This is a genomic window from Aquabacterium sp. (assembly GCF_036279675.1).
Classification (GTDB): Bacteria; Pseudomonadota; Gammaproteobacteria; order Burkholderiales; family Burkholderiaceae_C; genus Aquabacterium.
Map to the genome: position 1 here is coordinate 18,470 of NZ_DASUIS010000085.1, position 21,229 is coordinate 39,698.

Below are 21,229 nucleotides of genomic sequence, written 5' to 3' on the forward strand. Positions count from 1 at the left end.
CACTATCTTGAACCGCGCATGCTGTGGCCCATCCTGTTGATGGGCCTGGCTGCATGGGGCTTCATGGAAATCGCCGGAGAAGTGCTGGAAGGTGATGCCCACACCGTCGATCTGTGGATCCTGCACCAGTTGCGAACAGGCGATCAGGGGCTGAGGCCGATCGGTCCCTTGTGGCTGCAGGAAGCCATCCGGGATCTCACCGCCTTGGGCAGCCCCGTCGTGCTGGTGCTCACGGTGGGCGCCGTGTGGGGCTATATGGTCATGGCAGGTCAGCGTGCCATGTCCTGGCTGGCCCTGGGGGCCTCCTGTGGCGGTTTGCTGATGGCCTACGCACTCAAATCGGTGTTTTCCAGGGCCCGACCCGATGCCGTCTTTCACGCTACCGTGGCATCTGGCTACAGCTTCCCCAGCGGGCACGCCATGATGTCTGCCATCGTGTACCTGACGCTGGCGGCCTTGCTGGCCAGGCTCGTTCCCCGTGCGCGGCTGCGTTGGTACGTGATGGGCACGGCCGCCGCACTCACCGGCCTGGTCGGCCTGTCACGCGTCTACCTGGGCGTGCACTGGGCGTCCGACGTGGCGGCTGGTTGGGCGGCAGGCGCGGCATGGGCCCTGCTGTGCTGGCTGCTGGCGCAACGCCTCCAACTTGGACAGGAGAGCAAGCCATGAAGGGCCATCGCTTCATCGACAGGCTGGGCTTCGCCTGGGCCGGTTTGTGCGCTGCATGGCGCCTTGAAAAGAGCATCAAGACGCACTCAATGGCGGCCGCCGGAGTCGTCGTGCTGCTGATGACCGCGCGTGCGCCAGCCATCTGGTGGGCGATCATGGCCTTGACGATCGCGCTGGTGGTGGCCACGGAGTTGCTCAATACGGCCATCGAAGCCCTGGCGGATCACCTTCATCCACAACAACATGAGGCGATCAAGCTGACCAAGGACGTCGCCGCTGGTGCCGTGCTGGTGGCCAGCTTGCTGGCACTGGTCGTTGGTGTCGCCTTCTTCGTGGACCAGCTCTGGCCACTGTTGTCTGGCTGGCTCAGGCCAATGCGCCCTGCCTGACTGTCTCTCGTCGCTCGGCATTGACCCTGGACAAGGCTGCATCCAGCCTCAACAACACCCCATCCACATTCAAGGGTTTGGGCCAGAAGTCTGCGAAGCCCTGAGCCAGGGCACGTGCGTGGGGCTCGCCGGACACGTCTGCCGACATGGCAATGCACATCAGATCTTGCCCATGAGGCATGGCGCGCAGGTGATGCAACACCTCGACGCCACTCATGTCGGGCAGGTTGATGTCCACCAGCACCAGATCAGGCCAGACATGCTGCATGCGCGCCAGAGCAGACTCGCCGTCTTCCGCGATCAAGAGCTTGACGGTCGGGCGCAAATCGAAAATGGCGCGCAACAAAGCGGCGTTCAAAGGGTTGTCCTCCACACACAGCACGGTGGTCTGGTTCCTGTCCATGCTGGGGCGGACTGGTGGCATATCGACGGCGGGCGCGGGCACCGAGGTCGTGCTGGCGGCTTGCCCCATCAAGGGCAAACTCATCGTCACCGTGGTGCCGACGCCTTCCGTGCTGTCCAGCGAGATCTCCCCGCCCATGGCCTCCATCAGGCGCCGTGAGATCACCAGTCCCAGCCCGGTGCCTTCGATGCCATCCCGGTCTGCGCCCAGGCGATTGAAGGGCTCGAACAGGTCCTTCATCAGATCTGCGCGCACCCCCCGCCCTGTGTCGGCAACACGCACGACCAGATGCCCTGGCCGCGCATCCGACAAGGAGGCATGCACCATCACCTGACCACCCACACGGTTGTACTTGACCGCGTTGGACAGCACATTGATCAACACCTGCCTGATGCGACGCTCGTCGCCCAACACCTGGCGCCTGTCTACCTTGAGCGTGTCCACACTGACGGTCACGCCCATGGCTTCAGCCTGCGGCATGACCATGGGCAGGCTCTGCGCAATCAGCTCGCCGATGCGCACCGGCTCGATCTTCAGGCCGGCGTCACCGGATTCGATGCGCGTCAGATCCAGGATGTCGTTGATCATCTCCAGCAGATGTTGACCCGCCCGCAAGATGTATTCGACATGCAGACGCTGCCCGGCCGCCATGCGCGCATTGGCGTCGTGCAGCAGCAATTGCGCAAAGCCGATGACCGCGTTGAGCGGCGTCCGCAGCTCATGGCTCACCCTGGAGAGGAACTGGCTCTTGACTTGATTGGCATGCAAGATGGCCTGCTGCTCCAGCAAGGCGGCTTCGGCCATCTTGCGCTCGGTGATGTCGCGCGAGAGCATGATGAAGCGCGTATCCAGGCCATGCACGCCTCCCTTGCGTGAGACCGACAGCTCGAACCACCGCACCCCATGCGGCAGGCTCAACTGCAACTGCGCACCCGAAGAGGTCCCTTTGCTCAAGGCCTCTTCCAGAGCGGACATGACCACGCTCGCCTCCGCGGCAGGCAACACCTCCTGCACGGTTCGCCCCATCAGATCGTCGGCCGGGCGAACCAGCGTCTCCAGCCTTGACGAGTGCACGGCGTGATAGCGGCCATGCAGGTCCAGCTCCAGCATCACATCGGGCACGGCATCCAGCGTGGCGCGCAACTGGTCCCCCATCCTGGCCATTTCCCGGTAGGGTTCCTCGATCACCTCGATGAACACGGCCCGGTACAGGAACAGGTAGGAGACCAGCTTGTATACGTGTCCGGCCACGTTGTAGAAGTCCGATGTCGTGGCATACAGGGTGAAAAAGCATTCACTCAAGGCCATCACGCACACGGCGCCAAACAATGCCGCCGCGTTGAAGCGCAATGGACGGCGCATCTGCAGCCAGAAGCTGCAGGCCGCAGCCAGGTTCATGGCGATGACCAGAAACTCTGCGCCGATCTTGAAGGCCGTCAGCCCGCTGCCGGGCTTGTAGGTTTGCGGGAGCTGATCGGCATGGAACAGGCAAGCCCAATACGTCACCCCCACCAGTACCATGACACCGGCGAGCCAGCCATACCGGCTACCGCGAGATGCAGCATTCTCCGGCGGCAGGACTGCCACCGTCAACAAGGCCGACGCCGCCAGCAAACGCGCGACCAGCCAGAAATTGATGGCCTTCTGCGGGCTGCTGGCCGTCACGAAATGCGGCATGCCGACGTAGGACAGGGCATGGGCAAAATCCAGCATGGCCACGCCCAGAAAGGCACAAGCCAGAATCAGGGCATGCCGTGGCAGATTGCGGCTGTATGCATTCCAGCCCGAGGCAAAAACCAGAACGGCGATCACCACCGACGCCATCTCCAGCATGGTGTGGATCGGTACGTAGTCCTCGATCTTCTGAAAGCCCGCCCAGAATGGCACGGCCCAGATCAGCACCAGACCCACGGTCATGACAGCGACCAGGATCAAGGCTCGACGCATGGCAAGCCGATGGCTGTGATGCAACATCACACCGCTCCTTCGTGTTTGTGTCTTGACGTCAGGGCACCTGGACCACACACCACTACAACAACAGGAAGAACGACCACAACATAGGTGTGCCGAGACGGTATCGGATCATTGTGTCAGAAGCACCCGCGGGGCACCACATTTGTGCAAACAGACCTGCCCCTCGTGAAAACCACAATGGACCGGCGGCCCATTCACGCCATCAACGCGGCCAATCCGGGCAAGGCTTCCAGTGCGTTGGCCGTGGTTTGTGATTGCGTGCGGGCCAGGCTCCAGCCGCGCAAGTCGGCCAGCGACTGCGCAATGCGAGGCAGCTCGGCCGGCTCGTTGCGGCTGCGCGCCCCCTCTGCCCTGGCCTGTGCGGTCCGATACAGCCAATGGGGCGGGATGTCCGGCGCATCGGTTTCCAGCACGATGGCGTCGTCGGGCAGGCTGGCAGCCAGACGGCGGATCTGCAAGGCACGCTCGAAGGTCATCGCACCACCAAAGCCCAGTTTGAAGCCCAGGTCCAGAAAGGCCTGCGCCTGTTGATCGCTGCCGTTGAAGGCGTGGGCAATGCCCCCTGCCACCGGGCGCCCGGCATCCCGCAGTCGCCTGAGGTGCTTGAGCAGACCGTCGGCACTGCGACGCACATGCAGGATCACGGGAAGCCCTGCCGCCACGGCCAGCTCCAGTTGAGCCGCGTACATGCGCTCTTGCAAGGCCTTGCCGGCCTCGTCCTGCAACTCAGGCACGAAATGGTCCAGGCCGATTTCCCCCACGGCCACGAGACGTGGGTCGTCCCGCCAGGCTTTCAAGGCGGAGGCCAGCGCTTGAAGAGCCGCTTCTTCGGGCTCCTGGCGCACATACAGCGGGTGGATGCCCAGGGCATAGGCGCCATGGCACTGCAGCGCTGCGTCACGACTGGTTTGGAAAGTGGCGGCAGACACGGCGGGTACCACCATGAGCCCCACACCCGAGCCCCAGGCACGCGAGATCACGTCTGCCCGATCGGTGTCGAATTCCGGCGCATCCAGATGACAGTGCGTGTCCAGCCACATGCGCTGCCTCCTTGAAGGGGATCAGTCCGCGAAACGCCCGTTGACGAGGCGATGGCGCTGCGCACAGCGCTCGGCCAAGGCCGAATCGTGGGTCACCATGATCACGGCCGTCCCTTGATCGGCTGCCAGTTGCAGCATCAAGTCGAACACGATGTCGGCTGTGTTGCGGTCCAGGTTGCCGGTGGGTTCGTCGGCCAGGATGCAGGCCGGCTGCGTGACAAGCGCACGCGCCACGGCCACACGCTGGCGTTCACCGCCAGACAACTCGGATGGTCGGTGCTCGACACGGTTGAGCAAACCCACACGGTCCAGCCAGCCACGGGCCTGCTCACGCGCCTGCTCTTGCGGCATGCGGCGAATCAGCAGGGGCATGGCCACGTTGTCCAGCGCGGTGAACTCGGGCAGAAGGTGATGGAACTGGTAGATGAAGCCCAGATGCTGATTGCGCCAGGCCCCTTGTTGAGCCGGATTCATGGCACCGAGGTCCTGTCCCATCAAGCGCACACGGCCACTGGTGGGCGAATCCAGCCCGCCCAGCAAGTGCAGCATGGTGCTCTTGCCGGAACCCGATGCGCCCACGATGGCCACCGTTTCACCACGCGTCACGCTCAGGTCCACGCCTTGCAGGATGCTCACATCCAGCGGACCTTCTTGGAACCGCTTTACCAGCCCTTGGGCTTCCAGAATCAATGCGTCAGTCATGCCGATCAGATGTGGAGCAACCACACAAGGACGTTCTTGGCGATGAACCCCAACATGCCGAAGCCAAGCACCAGAAACAGCATGAAGGTGCCGAACTTGCCAGCCTTTGATTCACGCGCCAGCTGCAAGATGATGAAGAACATGTAGAGGATGAAGCCGCCCACGCCAACGGTCAGCCCCAGTTGAGCAATCTGCTCTTCGTTCAGACCAAACATATCAAACCGCTTCCCCGCCTGTCTCGCGAACCACCAGATCGCGGTACGCATGCCAGGTGGCATGGCCCAGAACAGGTATCACCAGAATCAAACCAAACATCATGGTGCACAACCCCAGCAGGCTCAGCGACATCACGATCGCCGCCCAGGTGCTCATGCAGATCGGGTTGGCCATCACGGCGCGCCAGCTGGTCAGCACGGCACGCGGTACGCTCACCTTGCGGTCCACCAGCAGCGGAATGGCCACGACGCTGGACGCAAAGACTGGTGCAGCCATCACGCCCCCTACCAGCAACCAGATCTCGAAAAACCCCGGATTGGGCGCCATCACCACGCGCAGCAGGAAATCGGTCGGCGTGGTCACGGGCGGCTTGACGCCCAAAGTGATCAGCGCGGCCGAGGTCATGACCCACCCGGTGCCCAGTGCGGTCAGCAAGATGCCGAACTTGACGAGGCGACGGTCCATGGACGCCCACACGGCCCACACGGCCTCGAAGCCCGCAGGCTCATTGCGCAGCAGGGCGCGGCTGACGGCATACATGCCAGTGGACAGAATCGGCGCCACCATCAGGAAACCCGACATGGCACCAGCCAGGATCCAGAAACGGTCCCAGGCCAGCATCAGCATCAGCCCGCCAAACGCGCCCATGACCACACCGTGAGCCAGGCCCACCAGCGGCGCGTCCATGAAGTCACTCCACCCACGGGCCAGCCAGATGAAGGTGCGCAAGGAATGCACCTTGCGAACACGCAGCGGACGGTCTTGAGCAGGCAGGATGTCACTCATATCGCAAGGCCTCGGCAGGTTGAACACGGCTGGCGCGCCAGCTGGGGTACAGCGTGGCAGCCAGGGACAGAACCAGTGAGATCAAACCAATGGGGATGATGTCGCCCCATTGCGGGTCGGAGGGCATCTTGGAGATCAGGTAGATGCTGCCCGGCAGGAAACTCACGCCCAGCAGGTGCTCGATGGCCGGCACGATGACATCCAGGTTGAAGGCCACCAGCAGGCCCAGCCCCAGGCCGCCCAGCGTACCCAGCACGCCCGACATGGCACCCTGCACCATGAAGATCCCCATGATCGAACGCGGGCTGGCGCCCAGGGTGCGCAGGATGGCGATGTCGGCGCGCTTGTCGGTCACGGTCATCACCAGGGTGGACACGAGGTTGAACGCTGCCACGGCCACGATCAGCGTGAGGATGATGAACATCATGCGCTTTTCGACCTGCACCGCATCGAACCAGGCGCGGTTGGTGTGGGTCCAGTCACGCACGATCACGTCGGAGCCCAGCGAATTGGCCAGCTCGTTGCCCACCCGACGCGCCATTTGCGCATCCATGAGCTTGAGTTGCACCCCCGTCACGCCACCGGTGCGAAACAGCTTGGCCGCGTCATCCGCATGCATCAGCACCAGGCTGCTGTCGTATTCATAATGGCCGGCATTGAACACGCCCACCACGGTCACCTGCTTGAGACGCGGCACCACGCCCGCAGGCGTCATCTGGCCACTGGGCGCCACCACGGTGAGCGGATCACCCTCGCGGATGCCCAGGCTGCGCGCCATCTCGACGCCGATCACCACACCCCAGCCACCTGGGGTCAGACGGGCGAAGGTATCCTTCATGGCTGCGGCCAAGGGGGTCACGGCCACCTCCTCGGAAGGCACGATGCCGCGAACCAGGGCGCCGCGCATGTCGTCACCTCGTGCGATCAGGGCCTGAGCGGGGATGAAAGGTGCCGCACCGATCACGGCGGGGTTGCGGCGGGCCTGCTCGGCCAGCACGTGCCAGTCGGCCAGGGCGCCGCCACGGGCGTCGTACAACTCGATGTGGGCGACCACGGACAGCATGCGGTCGCGCACTTCCTTCTGGAAGCCGTTCATCACCGACAGCACGATGATCAAGGCGGCCACACCCAGCGTAATGCCAAGCACGGACACCCCGGAAATGAAAGAAATGAAGCCGTTGCGTCGTGTCGTACGGCTGGCGCGGGTGTATCGCCACCCGATTCGCCACTCAAAAGGCAGATTCATGATGTGAGGAGTGTACCCACTTGATAATCACGCCCTGAACCCGAATGAGTCTGCCCACTGTGTCATCCAAGCCAATCAAGCACTGGATCGTGCCTTTCGCCGCCAGCCTGTCCGAGCCCTGTCAGCACGCGCTGCCCCGGCTGGCGGCGGACAACGCCCTGCCTCACCTGCGCCGCGTGCTGAGCCAGTTGCAGGAAGTGCAGCGCATCGAGGGGGATGAGTACGCGCTGTCCATGCCCCACGAGCGCGTGCTGGCCCGTGCCATGGGCTGGCCTGATTCGGACGGCCTGATGCCCTGGGCCAGCTGGTGGGCAGCCCAGGATGGCCTGGTGCTGGAGGCGGGCAAGACCTGGGGCATGCTCAGTCCTGGCCACTGGCTGATGGGCCGAGACCATCTCACCCTGCTGGACCCGGCCACGCTCGGCCTCAGCGAGGCTGAATCCCGAACCGTGTTTGACGCCATCCGGCCATTGTTCGAGGAAGATGGCTGGACCCTGCTGTGGGGATCGGCCCAACGCTGGTATGCCGCCCATCCGTCGCTGAGCGGCCTGCCGACGGCCTCGTTGGACCGCGTCATCGGCCGCAACCCGGATCTCTGGCTGACCGACCACAGCGAGGCCCGCATGGTGCGCCGCCTGCAAAGCGAGGTGCAGATGCTGCTCTACCAGCACCCTGTCAACGACGCGCGCGAGGCGCAGGGGCTGGCCACCGTCAACTCCTTCTGGCTGAGCGGCTGTGGCGCCGTGCCCCACAGCGTGACATGGCCACAGGAGGTGATACTGGTCAACGACCTGCGCGCGCCCATGCTGGCTGACGACATGCCTTTGTGGCTCGAAGCCTGGGCGAGTGTGGACGCCACCGTGCTGAAAGACATGAGCGATGCGCTCGATGCCGGGCAGGCCATCCAGTTGACACTGTGCGGCGAACGCCATGCCGCGACCTTTGCGCCGGTACCTGCCACAGGCCTGAGCGCCAGACTGTGGCAATCTCTGAAGCGCCTGACCTCATCCGGCAGTGGCAGCGACCCTGTGCCCCTGCTCAACAGCCTGTAAGCCCCCATGAAAATCACTGCCCGAGAGGTCCCTCCCCGTGCTGCCTGGACCCTGGAACAAGCCGGCGTCCACCCCCTGCTGGCCCGCCTGTTTGCCTCCCGCGGCGTGCGCACGGCCGAAGAGCTTGATGACAGCCCGGCCCGCCTGCTCTCCCCCGGCGACCTGAAAGGCGCCACCCAGGCGGCCACGCTCCTGGCCGACGCCATCCAGCAAGGCCAGCGCATCTGCATCGTGGCCGACTACGACTGCGACGGTGCCACCGCCTGCGCCGTGGGCCTGCGTGGCCTGAAGATGCTGGGCGCCCGCCTGGATCAGGTCAGCTTCGTGGTGCCAGACCGCGCCGTGCACGGCTATGGCCTGACGCCCCCCATCGTGGACATGGTGCGCGCCAAACAAGCCGATGTGCTCGTGACGGTGGACAACGGCATGGCCAGCCATGAAGCGGTGCGCCGTGCCCGCGAGCAAGGCCTCAAGGTGATCATCACCGACCACCACTTGCCCGTGGTGCTGGACGACGGCCAGGTCAGCCTGCCCGAAGCCGATGTGATCGTGAACCCCAATCAGCCCGGCTGCGCCTTTGCCAGCAAGGCCCTGGTCGGCGTGGGCGTGATGTTCTACGTGCTGCTGGCCCTGCGCGCCGAGTTGCGCCAGCGCGGCGTGTTCGACGCCGCCAACCAGCCCCGCATCGACAACCTGCTGGATCTGGTCGCCCTGGGCACCATCGCTGACGTCGGCAAGCTCGATGACAACAACCGCCGCCTGGTGGCCCAAGGCCTCAAGCGCATCCGCGCCGGGCGCATGCAACCGGGCATCGCCGCGCTGTTCACCGCTGCGGGCCGCGACCCGAAGAAAGCCACCAGCCAGGATTTCGGCTTTGCGCTGGGCCCTCGCGTGAACGCCGCCGGCCGCCTGGCCGAGATGGGCCTGGGCATCGAGTGCCTGAGCACCGATGACGCCGGCCGTGCCGATGCCCTGGCCCGCCAGCTCGACACCATCAACCGCGAACGCCGCGAACTCGAATCGGGCATGCGCGAGCAGGCCGAGCAGTTGCTGGAAAACCTGATGCCGGAAGACGAGCCTCCACCCGCCGTGGCCATCTACGACCCGGACTTTCATGAAGGCGTGGTGGGCATCGTGGCTTCGCGCCTCAAAGACCGACTGCATCGCCCCACCTTCGTGTTCGCCCTGGGCCAGGATGGCCTGCTCAAAGGCTCGGGCCGATCCATCCCCGGCTTTCACCTGCGTGATGCCCTGGACGTGATCAGCAAGCGCCACCCTGGCCTGCTCAAACGCTTTGGCGGTCATGCCATGGCGGCTGGCTGCACCATCGCCGAAGAAGACTTCGACACCTTTGATGCCGAACTGATCCGCATCGCCCAGGAAGGACTGGATCCCAGCCTGCTGCTGCGCCAGATCAGCACCGATGGCCCGCTGGACGCCCAGTGGTTCACACCGGAAACCGTGGCCGAACTCGACAGCGCCGTGTGGGGGCCAGGCTTTGATGCGCCGGTCTTCAGCGATCTGGCCGAAGTGCTGGGCCAGCGCCTGGTGGGCGAGCGCCATCTCAAGCTGAGCCTGCGTGTGCAAGGCCAGGTGCGAGACGGTATCTGGTTCGGACGCACGGAGCCGTTGCCGGCCAGAACCCAATTGGCCTACCGCGTCAGCCTGGATGAATTCCAGGGACGTCAGCGCGTTCAGATCGTGGTGGAAGGCGCCGTCGATCCTGCCTGACCCGCCTGAGGGCCAGTTGACGGCATGCAGCCCGGCTCAACGATAGGCGTTGAGGGCCTTGGCGATGGGCGACTGCCCCAGGTTGCCGTAGGTGCTGTTTTCCTCAGTGGGGAAAAGCACCTTGAGCGTGCGGTCGATGGACGCGTTGGCGCGGTGCACCGCCGCCTGCTGCGCCAGCAGACGTGTCTGCGCCAGTTTCAGGCGCAAACGCAGCGCGTCATCCAGCGGGCGCAAGCCGGCGTGCTCGGCCTTGCGAAACGCCACCAGCGACTCGGCCAGCGTACGCTGCAGTTGCTGCGACTGATGAGCGATGGCATCACCATCACCCGTGGCGAAAGCCTTGTCCAGCTCGGACAGACGCGCCTCGATGTCCGCCACATGAGCGCCCATCTCTGCAGACACGCCGTCCCCGACTGGAGCCACTTGCGCCATGTTCAACCTCAGCCCTGCTTGCCTTGCAGCAGTTCCTTGGCATTGCTGATCAGCTTGTCGGCAATGACTTCGGGGTTGATCTTGTAGGTGCCGTTGTCGATGGACTCCTTGACGCTGGACACCTTGTCCGCATCAAAAGTGCCATCTGCTGCCGAAATCAGCCCGGAGGCGACGGTCGACAGCGTGACTTTCGAACTCTCGCTGACACTGCCGGAAGACGAGGATGTCTTGCCGGTGCTGGCTCCCTCGGTACGCGGACTGACGCCACCTACCGCTTTGTCTAAAGGGTTGCCGATCTTCATGATGTACTCCTTGATCCCGGTTGATACCGAGTGGTCACATCCGCGATATCGACGCGGGGCTGACCGACTTTAATGCCAAACACCCCAAACCCCCTAGGCAGGGGGGACGAATTGGCAAGAAACTGTTTCACAGAGACAACTCCACTTGCCGATCCCCGACCGGGTGACCACAAATCACCCGACCGTTATCGGTGCGAATCCGGGCACATTGACCCTCATCCCCGGGGGACAGCGCCGTGCCTTCTGCCGCGATCTGAAAACCTTCACCACGCACTGTCAGCCGCACGGGGTCACCGGCGGAGAACCAGCGGCGGGCTTTCACGTCATCCTGATGGATGGCCTGCCCGACCTCCACGCCACGAATCACCGAGCGGCCCACCAGTTCGGCGGGGCGGATGACGGCAGGCGAGGTCTTTTCGGCCAGGTCGACTTCTGCCACACGCAGGTCGCTGGCCTCGATCGGGTTGCCCGGACGCAGCGGCACGGCGGCCACCAGGGCCTGCCCCCAGACCTTGACGGTCACCGGCCAGAACACGTTCCAGCGCACGGGGCCTTGTTCACAGCGCAGGCCGACGCGGGTCTTGCCCCACATCTGCACGCCCTCGGGCATGTAGGCCTTGACCTTGTCGCAAGGCGCCAGCTTCAGGCGAGGATCCAGTTGCCCCAGGGCCACTTCAACGCGCCAGGCTTTTTTTTGCATGGCGGCATCGCTGCTGCTGCCCTGGGGAAGCGCCTGCTGCTTGAGCAGCGACGTCACCTGGGTTTGCAAGCCCGCCATGTCCGCCGTCTGAGCGCGGGCCGCGGAGGCCCCCAGCGCAGCCAGGGCGCACAGCCCTACCCACAGCAGGGAGCTGAGTGCAGCCACCAGGAACTGGACAGGAGCCAGGCCGATGTCTGTGTGCAGGCGCGCGGTGGATTCAAAGGGCGTTTTCATGGTGAGTTGACTGTACGAAGCCAGCCCATCCAGCAAGGACGGGAAATGCAGGGCGATTCGGCCGCTTATTCGGCTCATGTTTTGGCGCCACCCGATCAACATCCCAGACAAGCTGCCTCGTCGTGCACCTCCCCAGGAGACCACCCGGCGAACCCGGCAGCCTGAAGTGAACAGCCCCGGAGGGCCCAGACCATGCTGAACCGATTGACCGACTCATTGAACTTCCAGTCCGAAGCGCTTGCGCTGCGGTCGGAACGCCAGCGCCTGATCGCCAGCAACATCGCCAACGCGGACACCCCCGGCTACGTCGCTCGCGATTTCGATTTCGCCACGGCCCTGCGCCAGGCCACCGGTCAGTCGTCTGCCGGTGACGCCGGTGTGCAAGCCCCAAAGCTCACCATGGCCGCCTCCAGCGCCGGGCACCTGAACCGCAACGGGCAGCCCGCAGGCAGCCGTGAACAGCCCGACATGAATTACGCCCTCGCCTCGCAGACCAACCTCGACAGCAACACCGTCGACATGGACCGCGAACGCGCCAACTTCGCCGACAACACCGTGCGCTACGAAGCCACGCTGCGTTTCATCAACGCACAGGTTCGAACGCTCAACACGGCCATCACCGGTCAATAAGCAGGCCAGTCAGGCGACTCCAGGAGACCATCATGTCGATGTTCAAGATCTTCAACGTGGCAGGCAGCGCGGTCAGCGCGCAGTCGCAACGCCTCAATGTGGTGGCCTCCAACCTGGCCAACGCCGATACCGTGGCCGGCCCCGATCGCGCCGCGTACAAGGCCCGTCAGGTCGTGTTCACCACCACGCCGATGGGTGAGGTCGGCACCGCTGGCGTCACCGTCAGCCAGGTCACTGAAGACGCCAGCCCCGGCCGCCGTGTGCACGATCCCAAGCATCCGCAGGCCGATGCCGACGGCTACGTGACCTACAGCAACGTCAACACCGTGGAAGAGATGGTCAACATGATCTCGGCTTCCCGGTCCTACCAGAACAACATCGAGGTCATGAACACGGCGAAGACCCTGCTCATGAAGACCCTGCAAATGGGCCAAGGCGGTTGATCCCCGACCGCACACGGCATCTGAAGAACAGGACACCGCATGACCACCGTCACGAACAACACCGCCACATCGGGCACCTCGTCGAGCACCACATCGACCGCCAGCAAGAACAGCATGTCCGAGGCATCGGACCGCTTCCTCAAGCTCCTGGTCACGCAGATGCAGAACCAGGACCCGCTCAACCCGGCCGACAACTCGCAGATCACCAGCCAGATGGCCCAGATCAACACCGTGACCGGCATCGACAAGCTGAACACGACGATGACCTCCATGAGCGCCAACATGACGCAGTTGCAGATGCTGCAAGGCGCCAGCCTGGTGGGCCATCAGGTGATCATGGAAGGCAACAAGCTGGCCACCAACACCGCAGGACATGGTGTGGGCGGCTACGACCTGGCTGCGGCCGCCTCCACGGTACAGGTGGACATCTACAACGCTGCGGGCGTCAAGCTCGACACGATCACCCAAAGCGGTGTCGCTGCTGGCCAGCAAACCTTCGAGTGGACGCCACCCAGTGGCACCAGCACCGAAGGCCTGACCTTCAAGGTAGCGGCCACCAGTGGCGGCAAGACCATCGCCAGCACCCCGCTGATGAGCGATCTGGTCGATGCCGTCAGCAACACGAACGGCGCACTCACCCTCGAGTTGCGCAATGCGGGCAGCACCGCCTACAGCAAAGTCAAGGCCGTGTCCTGATGGGCGGCCTGTACCTCGGATTCATTTTCACCACGCCACAGCAGTAACGCCGAAAGGACATCACCATGGGTTTCCAGCAAGGACTATCTGGTCTGAACATCTCCGCCAAGAATCTGGAGGTGATCGGCAACAACGTGGCCAACTCCAATACCTATGGCGCCAAGGCCTCACGGGCCGAATTCGCCGACATGTATGCCGCCTCACTGGGTGGCGGTGGCAGCAACGGCATCGGTATCGGCGCCCGCGTGGCATCGGTGGCCCAGCAGTTCACGCAGGGCAACATCAGCACCACTGCCAACGCACTGGACCTGGCCATCAACGGCCGGGGCTTCTTTGCGCTGAGCACCTCGCAAGGTGAAACCGTCTATTCGCGCAACGGCCAGTTCAAGCGCGACAAGGACGGCTACATCGTCAACAACGAAAAGCACCAGTTGCTGGGTCAGGCCCTGGATGCCAATGGCGCACCGGCCGGTCCCGCTGGTACCGCCATCCAGTTGACCAACGATGGCTCCCCGCCCCAGAAGGCAACCGCCATCAGCATGACCGCCAACCTGGACGCCCGTGCCGCCCTGCTGGGTGCCAACGATGCCAGCGGCAACTTCGTGCTCACGCCAACCGACTTCAGCAATGCGAAGTCCTACAACTTCGTGACCTCGCAAACCGTCTATGGTGACAACGGCGCGCCGATTGCCATCAACTACTATTTCAAGAAGACCGCAGCTGCCACACCTGGCGACGCCACCCAGACACCCCCCGACCCCGGCACCGGCGGCACCTGGGAGGTCTACATGAGTGCGGACGGCAACACCAATGCCGCCTCGGTCTCGCTGGACAGCAATGGCGCGCCCGTGCCCGTGGCCACCATCACCTTCCAGGCGGACGGCTCCCTGCCATCCGGCACCACTTTCACCATTCCCTCGATCCCCGGCGGTAACAACGGCCAGCCACTGACGGGCGTGACACTGGACATCAGTGGCGCCACGGAATACTCCGGCTCCTACGCCGTGACCGACCTCAGCGGTGGCGGCTACGCACAAGGCAACCTGTCGGACTTCCTGATCGAAACTGACGGCACCGTGAAGGCGCGCTACACCAATGGTCAGTCCAAGGCGATTGCGCGCGTGCAGCTGGCTGACTTCAAGAACCTCAACGGCCTGCAGCCCGTAGGTGCCAACGAATGGAAGCCCACCAATGCCTCGGGCGACCCGCTGCCCTTGGGCACCCCGGGTTCCGGCGTGTATGGCTTGCTGCAATCCGGTGCCCTGGAGGAATCCAACGTGGACCTCACCGGCGAGCTGGTCAACATGATCGTGGCCCAGCGCGCCTACCAGGCCAATGCCCAGACCATCAAGGCGGAAGACCAGGTCCAGCAGACCCTGGTGAACCTGCGTTGATGAGCAGTGCCTCAGGCAGAGAGCAGGAGTAAGACATGGACCGCATGATCTACGTGAGCATGGCTGGCGCCAAGATGAACATGCAGCGCCAGGACGTGTTGTCCAACAACCTGGCCAACGTCAGCACCACCGGCTTTCGGGCCGAGCTGGAAGCCGTGCGTGCCGTGCCCGTTCGCGGGGACGGCGCCAGCACACGCGTGTATTCACTGGAAACCACCGTGGGCTACGACGACAGTGCCGGTCCCATCACCTTCACCGGCCGTTCGCTGGACGTGGCGGCGCAAGGCAAGACCTGGATGGCCGTGCAGGCGCTGGACGGGACCGAGGCCTACACGCGCTCTGGCTCCTTTGCCGTCAACGCAGAAGGCATGCTGGTCACGCACAGCGGCCTGCCCGTCATGGGCGATGGCGGCCCCATCACCATCCCGGCAGGCGCCGAGCCCAGCATCGCACCTGACGGCACCGTGAGCGCCAAGGCACTCAATGGCAAGACAACGGGTGTGGGCAAGCTCAAGCTGGTGACCCCTCAAGACAAGCTGATCCGTGGCGACGACGGCCTGTTCCGCGCCCCCGATGGCGGCGAACTGCCCGCCGATGCCACGGCACGCGTGCAAGACGGCTCGCTGGAAGGCTCCAACGTGAACCCCATCGAGACCATGGTGTCGATGATCGCGGCGGCGCGCCAGTTCGAGACCCAGATGAAGATGATGCAGACCGCCGAGTCTGATGAAAAAGCCGCAGCGCAATTGCTGTCCGGCAGTTGAACACTGAATTGATTCGAGACGGCGCGCTGCGCCAAGGAGTACCGCCATGATGCGCTCACTGTGGGTATCGAAGTCCGGCATGGAAGCCCAGCAGACCCAGCTGGATCACATCTCTCAGAACCTGGCCAACAGCGGCACCAATGGCTACAAGCAGTCGCATGCGGTCTTCGAGGATCTGATGTACCAGAGCCTGCGTCAAAGCGGCGCCAACAGCTCGGAACAGACACAACTGCCCACGGGCCTGCAGGTGGGCCTGGGCGTGCGCGCCGTGGCCACCTCGCGCCAGTTCACGCAAGGCACCCTCACCCAGACGTCCAACAACCTGGATCTGGCGATCCAGGGCAAGGGCTTCTTCCAGATCACCATGCCCGATGGCACCACCGGCTACACACGCGATGGCGCCTTCCAGATGGACGCACAAGGCCAACTGGTGACCAACAACGGCTACCTGGTTCAACCGGGCATCACCGTGCCCGCCAACGCCACCAACCTGACCATCGGTCAGGACGGCACGGTCACGGCCTCCATCCCCGGGCAAGTGGCACCCCAGAACCTGGGCCAGATCCAGTTGGCATCCTTTGTGAACCCGGCCGGTCTGGAGCCCAAGGGCCAGAACCTGTTTGCCGAAACCACGGCCTCCGGCGCCCCGCAAACCGGCGCGCCTACCGTGCAAGGCATGGGCACACTGTCGCAAGGCTTCGTCGAATCCTCCAACGTGAACGTGGTGCAGGAACTGGTGACCATGATCCAGACCCAACGCGCCTACGAACTCAACTCCAAGGCCATCCAGACCTCGGATCAGATGCTGCAGAAACTGGGTCAGATGTGATGCGAAGGCTGCACCAGATGTTGCGTAAGGTCCTGCCTCTCATTAGCCTGCCAGCCCTGCTGGCCGGCTGCGTCACCACGGCCCCGAAGGTCGATGTGGCCGAACCCACCCAGGCCCGCCCCTCTGCGGCGGCCTATGCGCCCATCAACAATGGTGCGATCTTCCAGGCCGGAGGCTACCGTCCTCTGTACGAAACACACCGTGCCCGCATGGTGGGTGACATCATCACCGTCAACATCAGCGAAGCCACCTCGGCCAAGCAGGAAACCACCAGCTCGATCGAGAAAAAGGGCAGCGTCGCCAGCACCATCAGCGCGGTACCCCTGGTGCGCCTGGATCAGGTGGCCAAGCTGGGTGCAGAAGGATCGTCGACCAACAAGTTCGACGGCACCGGCAGCACCGCTGCCACCGGCAACTTCACGGGCACCATCACCGCCACCGTGACCGAGGTCCTGCCCAACGGGCACCTGATCGTGGCCGGCGAAAAGCAGATCGGCGTCGCCAGGAACGTGGACGTCCTGCGTTTCTCGGGCCAGATAGACCCTGCCAGCATCCAACCGGGCAATACCGTGTTGTCCAGCCAGATCGCCAATGTGCGCATCGAGCACATGGGTCGCGGCGCGCAGCAGGATGCCCAGGGAATAGGCTGGCTTGCCCGCTTCTTTTTAAGCATTACGCCCTTCTAAAGATCCCGAGAATGAAGCCGAACCCCCAAAGGATTTCGGCCTCATGGACATCTCGGATCGCCTCCTCAAACTGCTGATTGGCCTGGCCTTTCTGGCAGCCTCCGCGGCACTGTGGTGGCCGGTCGAAGCCCAGGCCGTGCGCCTCAAGGAAATCGCCGCCGTTCAAGGCGTGCGCAGCAACCAGCTGATGGGCTACGGCCTGGTGGTGGGCCTGGACGGCACTGGCGACCAGACCACGCAGTCGCCCTTCACAGCGCAAAGCCTCAATGCCATGCTGCAACAGATGGGCATCACGGTGCCCGCTGGTGTGGCCATGCAGGTCAAGAACGTGGCCGCCGTGATGGTGACCGCCACCCTGCCCCCCTTCGCACAACCCGGCCAGGCCATGGACGTCACGGTGTCGTCGTTGGGCAATGCCAAATCGCTGCGCGGCGGCACCCTGATCGCCACCCCGCTCAAAGGCGCCGATGGCCAGATCTACGGCATGGCGCAAGGCAACGTGGTCATCGTCGGCGCGGGTGCCACGGCGGGCGGCGCCAAGGTTCAAATCAACCAGCTCAACGCCGGTCGCATTCCTTCTGGTGCCACCGTCGAACGCAGCGTGCCCACCCCCTGGATGCAAAGCAGCACCATCCAGTACGACCTGCAATCCGATGATTTCAACACGGCGCGCGAAGTCGCCAACGCGATCAACAAGAGCAAGGGCAACGGCACGGCTGAAGCCATCAACGGGCGCACCGTCAACGTCAACCTGCCCTCCCAACCAGGCGAGCGCGTGGCCTTCATGGCCGATCTGGAAAATCTGAACATCGACAAGGCCAAACCAGCGGCCCGCGTGGTGATCAATTCGCGAACAGGCTCTGTGGTGCTCAACGAGGCCGTGACCATTGGCCCCTGCGCCGTGGCGCATGGCAACCTGTCGGTCACCATCAGCTCCACACCTGTGATCAGTCAGCCCAGCCCCATGTCGCAAGGCCAGACTGTCGCGGCGGAGAAGAACGACATCCGCATCAACCAGGAACCTGGTCTGCTGATCCAGTTGCCCAACGGCACCAAACTCACTGACGTCGTCAAGGCCTTGAATGCCCTTGGCGCCAACCCGCAGGACCTGCTGGCCATCCTGCAGGCCATGAAGGCGGCCGGCGCACTCCAAGCCGAGCTGGAGGTGATCTGATGAGCCTGAACCCTTCCTCCAACAATCGCCCCACCAACGGGCTGACGCTGGACCTTCGTTCCCTGGACCGCCTCAAGGCCACGTCCGGCAAGGATGCCCAGGCCGGCATCAAGGAAACCGCCAGGCAACTCGAAGGCCTGTTCATGCAGGAACTGGTCAAGAGCATGCGCTCGACCACCATGAACAGCGGCATGATGGACAACTCGGCCACCGAGATGGGCACCAACATGCTCGACAGCCAGTTGGCCAACCAGATGACCGGCCTGCCAGGCGGCTTGAGCGATCTGATCACCAAACAGCTCGAGCGCCAGCTGGGCATCACCAGCAAGGACGGCAGAGGCAGCCCACTCAAAGGGTTCGGTGACATGTCCATGAGCCGCATGAGCGACTACCAGACGGACAGCACCAACGCCACGGCATCCAGCGGTACCGCAGGTGCACTGCAAGACGACAAGCGTCTGAGCGCATCAGAAAGATTCGTTCGCAAGCACAAATCCGCCGCGCAGGCGGCCGAGCAGGCCACAGGCATCCCCGCCTCCAACATCCTGGGGCAGGCCGCACTGGAGTCGGGCTGGGGCAAGCACGAGATCCGCATGAAGGATGGCACGCCCAGCCACAACCTGTTCGGCATCAAGGCCACGTCCAACTGGACGGGCAAGGTAGCCGAGGTCACGACCACGGAATACATCGGCGGCGTGGCACGCAAGGTCACCGCCAAATTCCGTGCGTATGACTCCTATGAAGAGGCTTTCAAGGATCACGCCAAGCTCCTCAGCCAGAGCCCGCGCTACAGTCAGACTGTCGCTCAGGCTGACACGGCGAAAGGCTTTGCCCACGGTTTGCAAAAGGCTGGCTACGCCACGGATCCAGCCTATGCAGACAAGCTGACCAAGGTGATCAACACCACCTTGCGTCTGCAAAAGACCGTCACCTGACGGCCTGACAGGAGTACACCATGGGGTCAGGCATCTTCTCTCTGGGCACCACGGCGATGTTCGCCAGCCAGTCCACGCTGGACACCATTGCCCACAACATCAGCAACGTCAACACGCCAGGCTATTCGCGCCAGGAGGTTGAACTGGCCACCGAAGGCGGGCTCTATACCGGCGCCGGTTTCTATGGTCGCGGCGTGAAAGTGGTCACGGTCAACCGGCAGACCAATGACTTCCTGGTCAAGGAACTCAACACCAACACGGCACGGGCCTCAGCCGACCAGACACGCGTCGACAAACTCAAGCAATTGGAAACGGTGTTGCCCACCGGCCAGACCGGGCTGGGCTACGCCGCCTCGCAGGTGCTCAACGCCATGGTGGATGTGGCCAACCAGCCGCAAGACATTTCCGCGCGTCAGGTGGCGCTGTCGCGAGCACAGGAGTGGGTCAGCCGCATGAACACGGCAGGCAAGCAGATCGAGGACCTGCAAGCGGGTGTGGTGTCCGACCTGGGCACCTCGGTAGGCCAGATCAACGACCTCACCCGCCAGATCGCGATGGTCAACCAGAACATCGCCAAATTCACCGGTTCGGGCCATGCGCCCAATGACCTGCTGGATCAACGAGACCGACTGATCAAGGACCTCAACGAGCAGGTACAGGTCAACACGGTTGAAGCCGATGACGGCACCACCAGTGTGTTCATGGGAGGCGGCCAGTTGCTGGTTCTGGGCAACCAGGCTCAGACGCTGACTGTCGTGCGCGACCCCGCCAATGTGAAACAGGGCCGAGTCGCCCTGGCCACCAATGGCACCAACCGCATTCTGGACAGTGGCCAGATGACCGGCGGCGTGCTGCAAGGGCTCATCCAGTTTCAAGACAGTGATCTGGCTTCCACCAAACAGCAACTTGACACCTTTGGTGCCAACTTCGCCGATGCCGTCAATGCCCAGCAAGCCCTGGGCATGGACCTCGACGGGAACCTGCTCACCACCTTCGATGCAACAGGCAACCCCGTGGCCAGTGCCCCGCTGTTCATCAACACGGGCAGTGCCACCGACATCAAGCTGGCCATGACGGCACCCAAGGGCCTCGCAGCAGCGGCCCCCCTGGTGGCCATCCCAGGCACAGCCAACAAGGGCACGGTCAAGGTCGACACCATTGACATGGTGCGGGCGCTGCCCACGACCAACGCCCTGGATGCCGCCACATCCAAACCCACGGCAGGTTCCCCCTTGACCGTGGTCTTCGAGACCGACGCGAGCGATCCGACCAAGCTGACCTACCGCTTCGTGGACAGCACCGGTGCCCCCTACAAGGACACCTCGCCACCACGCAGCTGGACAGCGGGCTCGCCCATCAACGATCAGGATGCCAACAGCACCCCCAGCCAGCAGTTGTTCAACCTGAACATCACCGGTGTCCCCAAAGCTGGCGACACCATCCAGATCAGCACCACCTCCTACCCGTCCAGCAACAACGGCAACGCCATGACGATGCTGGGCCTGCGTGACAAGACCATCGTGTCCCTGGATGGCGTCTCCAACGCCACGGTCACGGATGCCTACTCCCAGATGATCGGCAACCTGGGCGTGATCGTGCAGAGCGGCGAAACATCGGCCAGCATTTCCAAGACCCTGCAGGACAACTCTCAGCAAACGCTGACCAGTACCAGCGGGGTCAACCTGGACGAAGAAGCCGCGCGGCTGATCCAGTTCCAGCAAAGCTATCAGGCTTCAGCCAAGGTGCTGCAAGTCGCCCAGTCGCTGTTCACCACATTGCTGCAAGTTGCCGGCTGAGGACAT

Annotated in this window: 23 protein-coding genes; 14 read left to right on the forward strand and 9 right to left on the reverse strand. The window is 63.7% G+C overall.

The genetic code is table 11. The features are described from left to right. Positions 1–18 precede the first annotated feature (18 nt). Both VFW93_RS10485 and VFW93_RS10490 read left to right on the forward strand, forming a co-directional pair. Positions 19–669 carry a phosphatase PAP2 family protein gene (locus tag VFW93_RS10485; protein ID WP_329693941.1) on the forward strand — a complete coding sequence of 217 codons (651 nt, stop codon included), beginning with the start codon at positions 19–21 and terminating at the stop codon, positions 667–669. Then, positions 666–1,058: a diacylglycerol kinase gene (locus VFW93_RS10490; RefSeq protein ID WP_329693942.1), complete on the forward strand. Its 393-nt coding sequence runs from the start codon at positions 666–668 to the stop codon at positions 1,056–1,058. The genes VFW93_RS10485 and VFW93_RS10490 overlap by 4 nt, the downstream gene beginning before the upstream one ends. Here the strand turns inward: VFW93_RS10490 and VFW93_RS10495 are convergent. From VFW93_RS10495 to VFW93_RS10520, 6 genes are all read right to left on the reverse strand, one after another. After that, on the reverse strand, positions 1,036–3,435 hold the full coding sequence (locus VFW93_RS10495; protein ID WP_329693943.1) for an MASE3 domain-containing protein: 2,400 nt from the start codon (positions 3,433–3,435) through the stop codon (positions 1,036–1,038). The genes VFW93_RS10490 and VFW93_RS10495 overlap by 23 nt on opposite strands. Positions 3,436–3,629: 194 nt before the next feature. Further along, on the reverse strand, positions 3,630–4,475 hold the full coding sequence (locus tag VFW93_RS10500) for a TatD family hydrolase (RefSeq protein ID WP_329693944.1): 846 nt from the start codon (positions 4,473–4,475) through the stop codon (positions 3,630–3,632). Positions 4,476–4,496: 21 nt separating this feature from the next. Next, entirely contained in the window at positions 4,497–5,177 is a 681-nt protein-coding gene (gene lolD / locus VFW93_RS10505; RefSeq protein WP_329693945.1) for a lipoprotein-releasing ABC transporter ATP-binding protein LolD, read from the reverse strand. A gap of 5 nt (positions 5,178–5,182) precedes the next feature. After that, entirely contained in the window at positions 5,183–5,392 is a 210-nt protein-coding gene (locus VFW93_RS10510; RefSeq protein WP_329693946.1) for a DUF2788 domain-containing protein, read from the reverse strand. A 1-nt stretch (position 5,393) separates the two neighbouring features. Then, positions 5,394–6,179 carry a DUF2189 domain-containing protein gene (locus VFW93_RS10515; protein WP_329693947.1) on the reverse strand — a complete coding sequence of 262 codons (786 nt, stop codon included), beginning with the start codon at positions 6,177–6,179 and terminating at the stop codon, positions 5,394–5,396. Beyond that, a complete protein-coding gene (locus VFW93_RS10520) occupies positions 6,172–7,425 on the reverse strand; it encodes a lipoprotein-releasing ABC transporter permease subunit (protein WP_329693948.1) in 1,254 nt (417 codons plus the stop codon). The genes VFW93_RS10515 and VFW93_RS10520 overlap by 8 nt, the downstream gene beginning before the upstream one ends. A gap of 44 nt (positions 7,426–7,469) precedes the next feature. Between VFW93_RS10520 and VFW93_RS10525 the strand changes: the two genes are divergently transcribed. Both VFW93_RS10525 and recJ read left to right on the forward strand, forming a co-directional pair. Continuing rightward, entirely contained in the window at positions 7,470–8,477 is a 1,008-nt protein-coding gene (locus VFW93_RS10525; RefSeq protein WP_329693949.1) for a hypothetical protein, read from the forward strand. A 6-nt stretch (positions 8,478–8,483) separates the two neighbouring features. After that, positions 8,484–10,208, forward strand: a complete 1,725-nt coding sequence (gene recJ, locus VFW93_RS10530; RefSeq protein ID WP_329693950.1) for a single-stranded-DNA-specific exonuclease RecJ — start codon at positions 8,484–8,486, stop codon at positions 10,206–10,208. A gap of 36 nt (positions 10,209–10,244) precedes the next feature. Here the strand turns inward: recJ and VFW93_RS10535 are convergent, their stop codons facing one another. The 3 genes from VFW93_RS10535 to flgA form a co-directional block, all read right to left on the reverse strand. Then, a complete protein-coding gene (locus tag VFW93_RS10535) occupies positions 10,245–10,640 on the reverse strand; it encodes a hypothetical protein (RefSeq protein ID WP_329693951.1) in 396 nt (131 codons plus the stop codon). Between the two features lie 8 nt (positions 10,641–10,648). Next, positions 10,649–10,942 carry a flagellar biosynthesis anti-sigma factor FlgM gene (gene flgM, locus VFW93_RS10540; protein WP_329693952.1) on the reverse strand — a complete coding sequence of 98 codons (294 nt, stop codon included), beginning with the start codon at positions 10,940–10,942 and terminating at the stop codon, positions 10,649–10,651. Between the two features lie 127 nt (positions 10,943–11,069). Then, entirely contained in the window at positions 11,070–11,954 is an 885-nt protein-coding gene (gene flgA / locus VFW93_RS10545; protein ID WP_329693953.1) for a flagellar basal body P-ring formation chaperone FlgA, read from the reverse strand. 114 nt (positions 11,955–12,068) lie between these two features. On the opposite strand from flgA, the gene flgB reads away from it, so the two are divergent. The 10 genes from flgB to flgK all read left to right on the forward strand — a co-directional run bounded on the left by flgB (position 12,069) and on the right by flgK (position 21,223). Next, complete coding sequence (gene flgB / locus VFW93_RS10550) at positions 12,069–12,506, forward strand: flagellar basal body rod protein FlgB (RefSeq protein ID WP_329693954.1); 438 nt, start codon at positions 12,069–12,071, stop codon at positions 12,504–12,506. A 32-nt stretch (positions 12,507–12,538) separates the two neighbouring features. Next, a complete protein-coding gene (gene flgC / locus VFW93_RS10555) occupies positions 12,539–12,949 on the forward strand; it encodes a flagellar basal body rod protein FlgC (RefSeq protein ID WP_329693955.1) in 411 nt (136 codons plus the stop codon). A 39-nt stretch (positions 12,950–12,988) separates the two neighbouring features. Beyond that, entirely contained in the window at positions 12,989–13,645 is a 657-nt protein-coding gene (locus tag VFW93_RS10560) for a flagellar hook assembly protein FlgD (RefSeq protein WP_329693956.1), read from the forward strand. Between the two features lie 65 nt (positions 13,646–13,710). Continuing rightward, on the forward strand, positions 13,711–15,039 hold the full coding sequence (flgE, locus tag VFW93_RS10565; protein ID WP_329693957.1) for a flagellar hook protein FlgE: 1,329 nt from the start codon (positions 13,711–13,713) through the stop codon (positions 15,037–15,039). Positions 15,040–15,074: 35 nt separating this feature from the next. Next, on the forward strand, positions 15,075–15,803 hold the full coding sequence (flgF, locus tag VFW93_RS10570) for a flagellar basal-body rod protein FlgF (protein WP_329693958.1): 729 nt from the start codon (positions 15,075–15,077) through the stop codon (positions 15,801–15,803). 46 nt (positions 15,804–15,849) lie between these two features. After that, the gene (gene flgG / locus VFW93_RS10575) at positions 15,850–16,632 is read left to right on the forward strand and encodes a flagellar basal-body rod protein FlgG (protein ID WP_329693959.1); all 783 of its coding nucleotides are present in this window, start codon (positions 15,850–15,852) and stop codon (positions 16,630–16,632) included. A 17-nt stretch (positions 16,633–16,649) separates the two neighbouring features. Continuing rightward, complete coding sequence (locus tag VFW93_RS10580; protein WP_329693960.1) at positions 16,650–17,318, forward strand: flagellar basal body L-ring protein FlgH; 669 nt, start codon at positions 16,650–16,652, stop codon at positions 17,316–17,318. Between the two features lie 43 nt (positions 17,319–17,361). Next, positions 17,362–18,492: a flagellar basal body P-ring protein FlgI gene (locus tag VFW93_RS10585; RefSeq protein ID WP_329693961.1), complete on the forward strand. Its 1,131-nt coding sequence runs from the start codon at positions 17,362–17,364 to the stop codon at positions 18,490–18,492. Further along, positions 18,492–19,427: a flagellar assembly peptidoglycan hydrolase FlgJ gene (gene flgJ / locus VFW93_RS10590; RefSeq protein ID WP_329693962.1), complete on the forward strand. Its 936-nt coding sequence runs from the start codon at positions 18,492–18,494 to the stop codon at positions 19,425–19,427. Before VFW93_RS10585 ends, flgJ begins: the two co-directional genes overlap by 1 nt. A gap of 20 nt (positions 19,428–19,447) precedes the next feature. Further along, the gene (gene flgK, locus VFW93_RS10595) at positions 19,448–21,223 is read left to right on the forward strand and encodes a flagellar hook-associated protein FlgK (RefSeq protein WP_329693963.1); all 1,776 of its coding nucleotides are present in this window, start codon (positions 19,448–19,450) and stop codon (positions 21,221–21,223) included. The last annotated feature ends 6 nt before the right edge of the window (positions 21,224–21,229 follow it).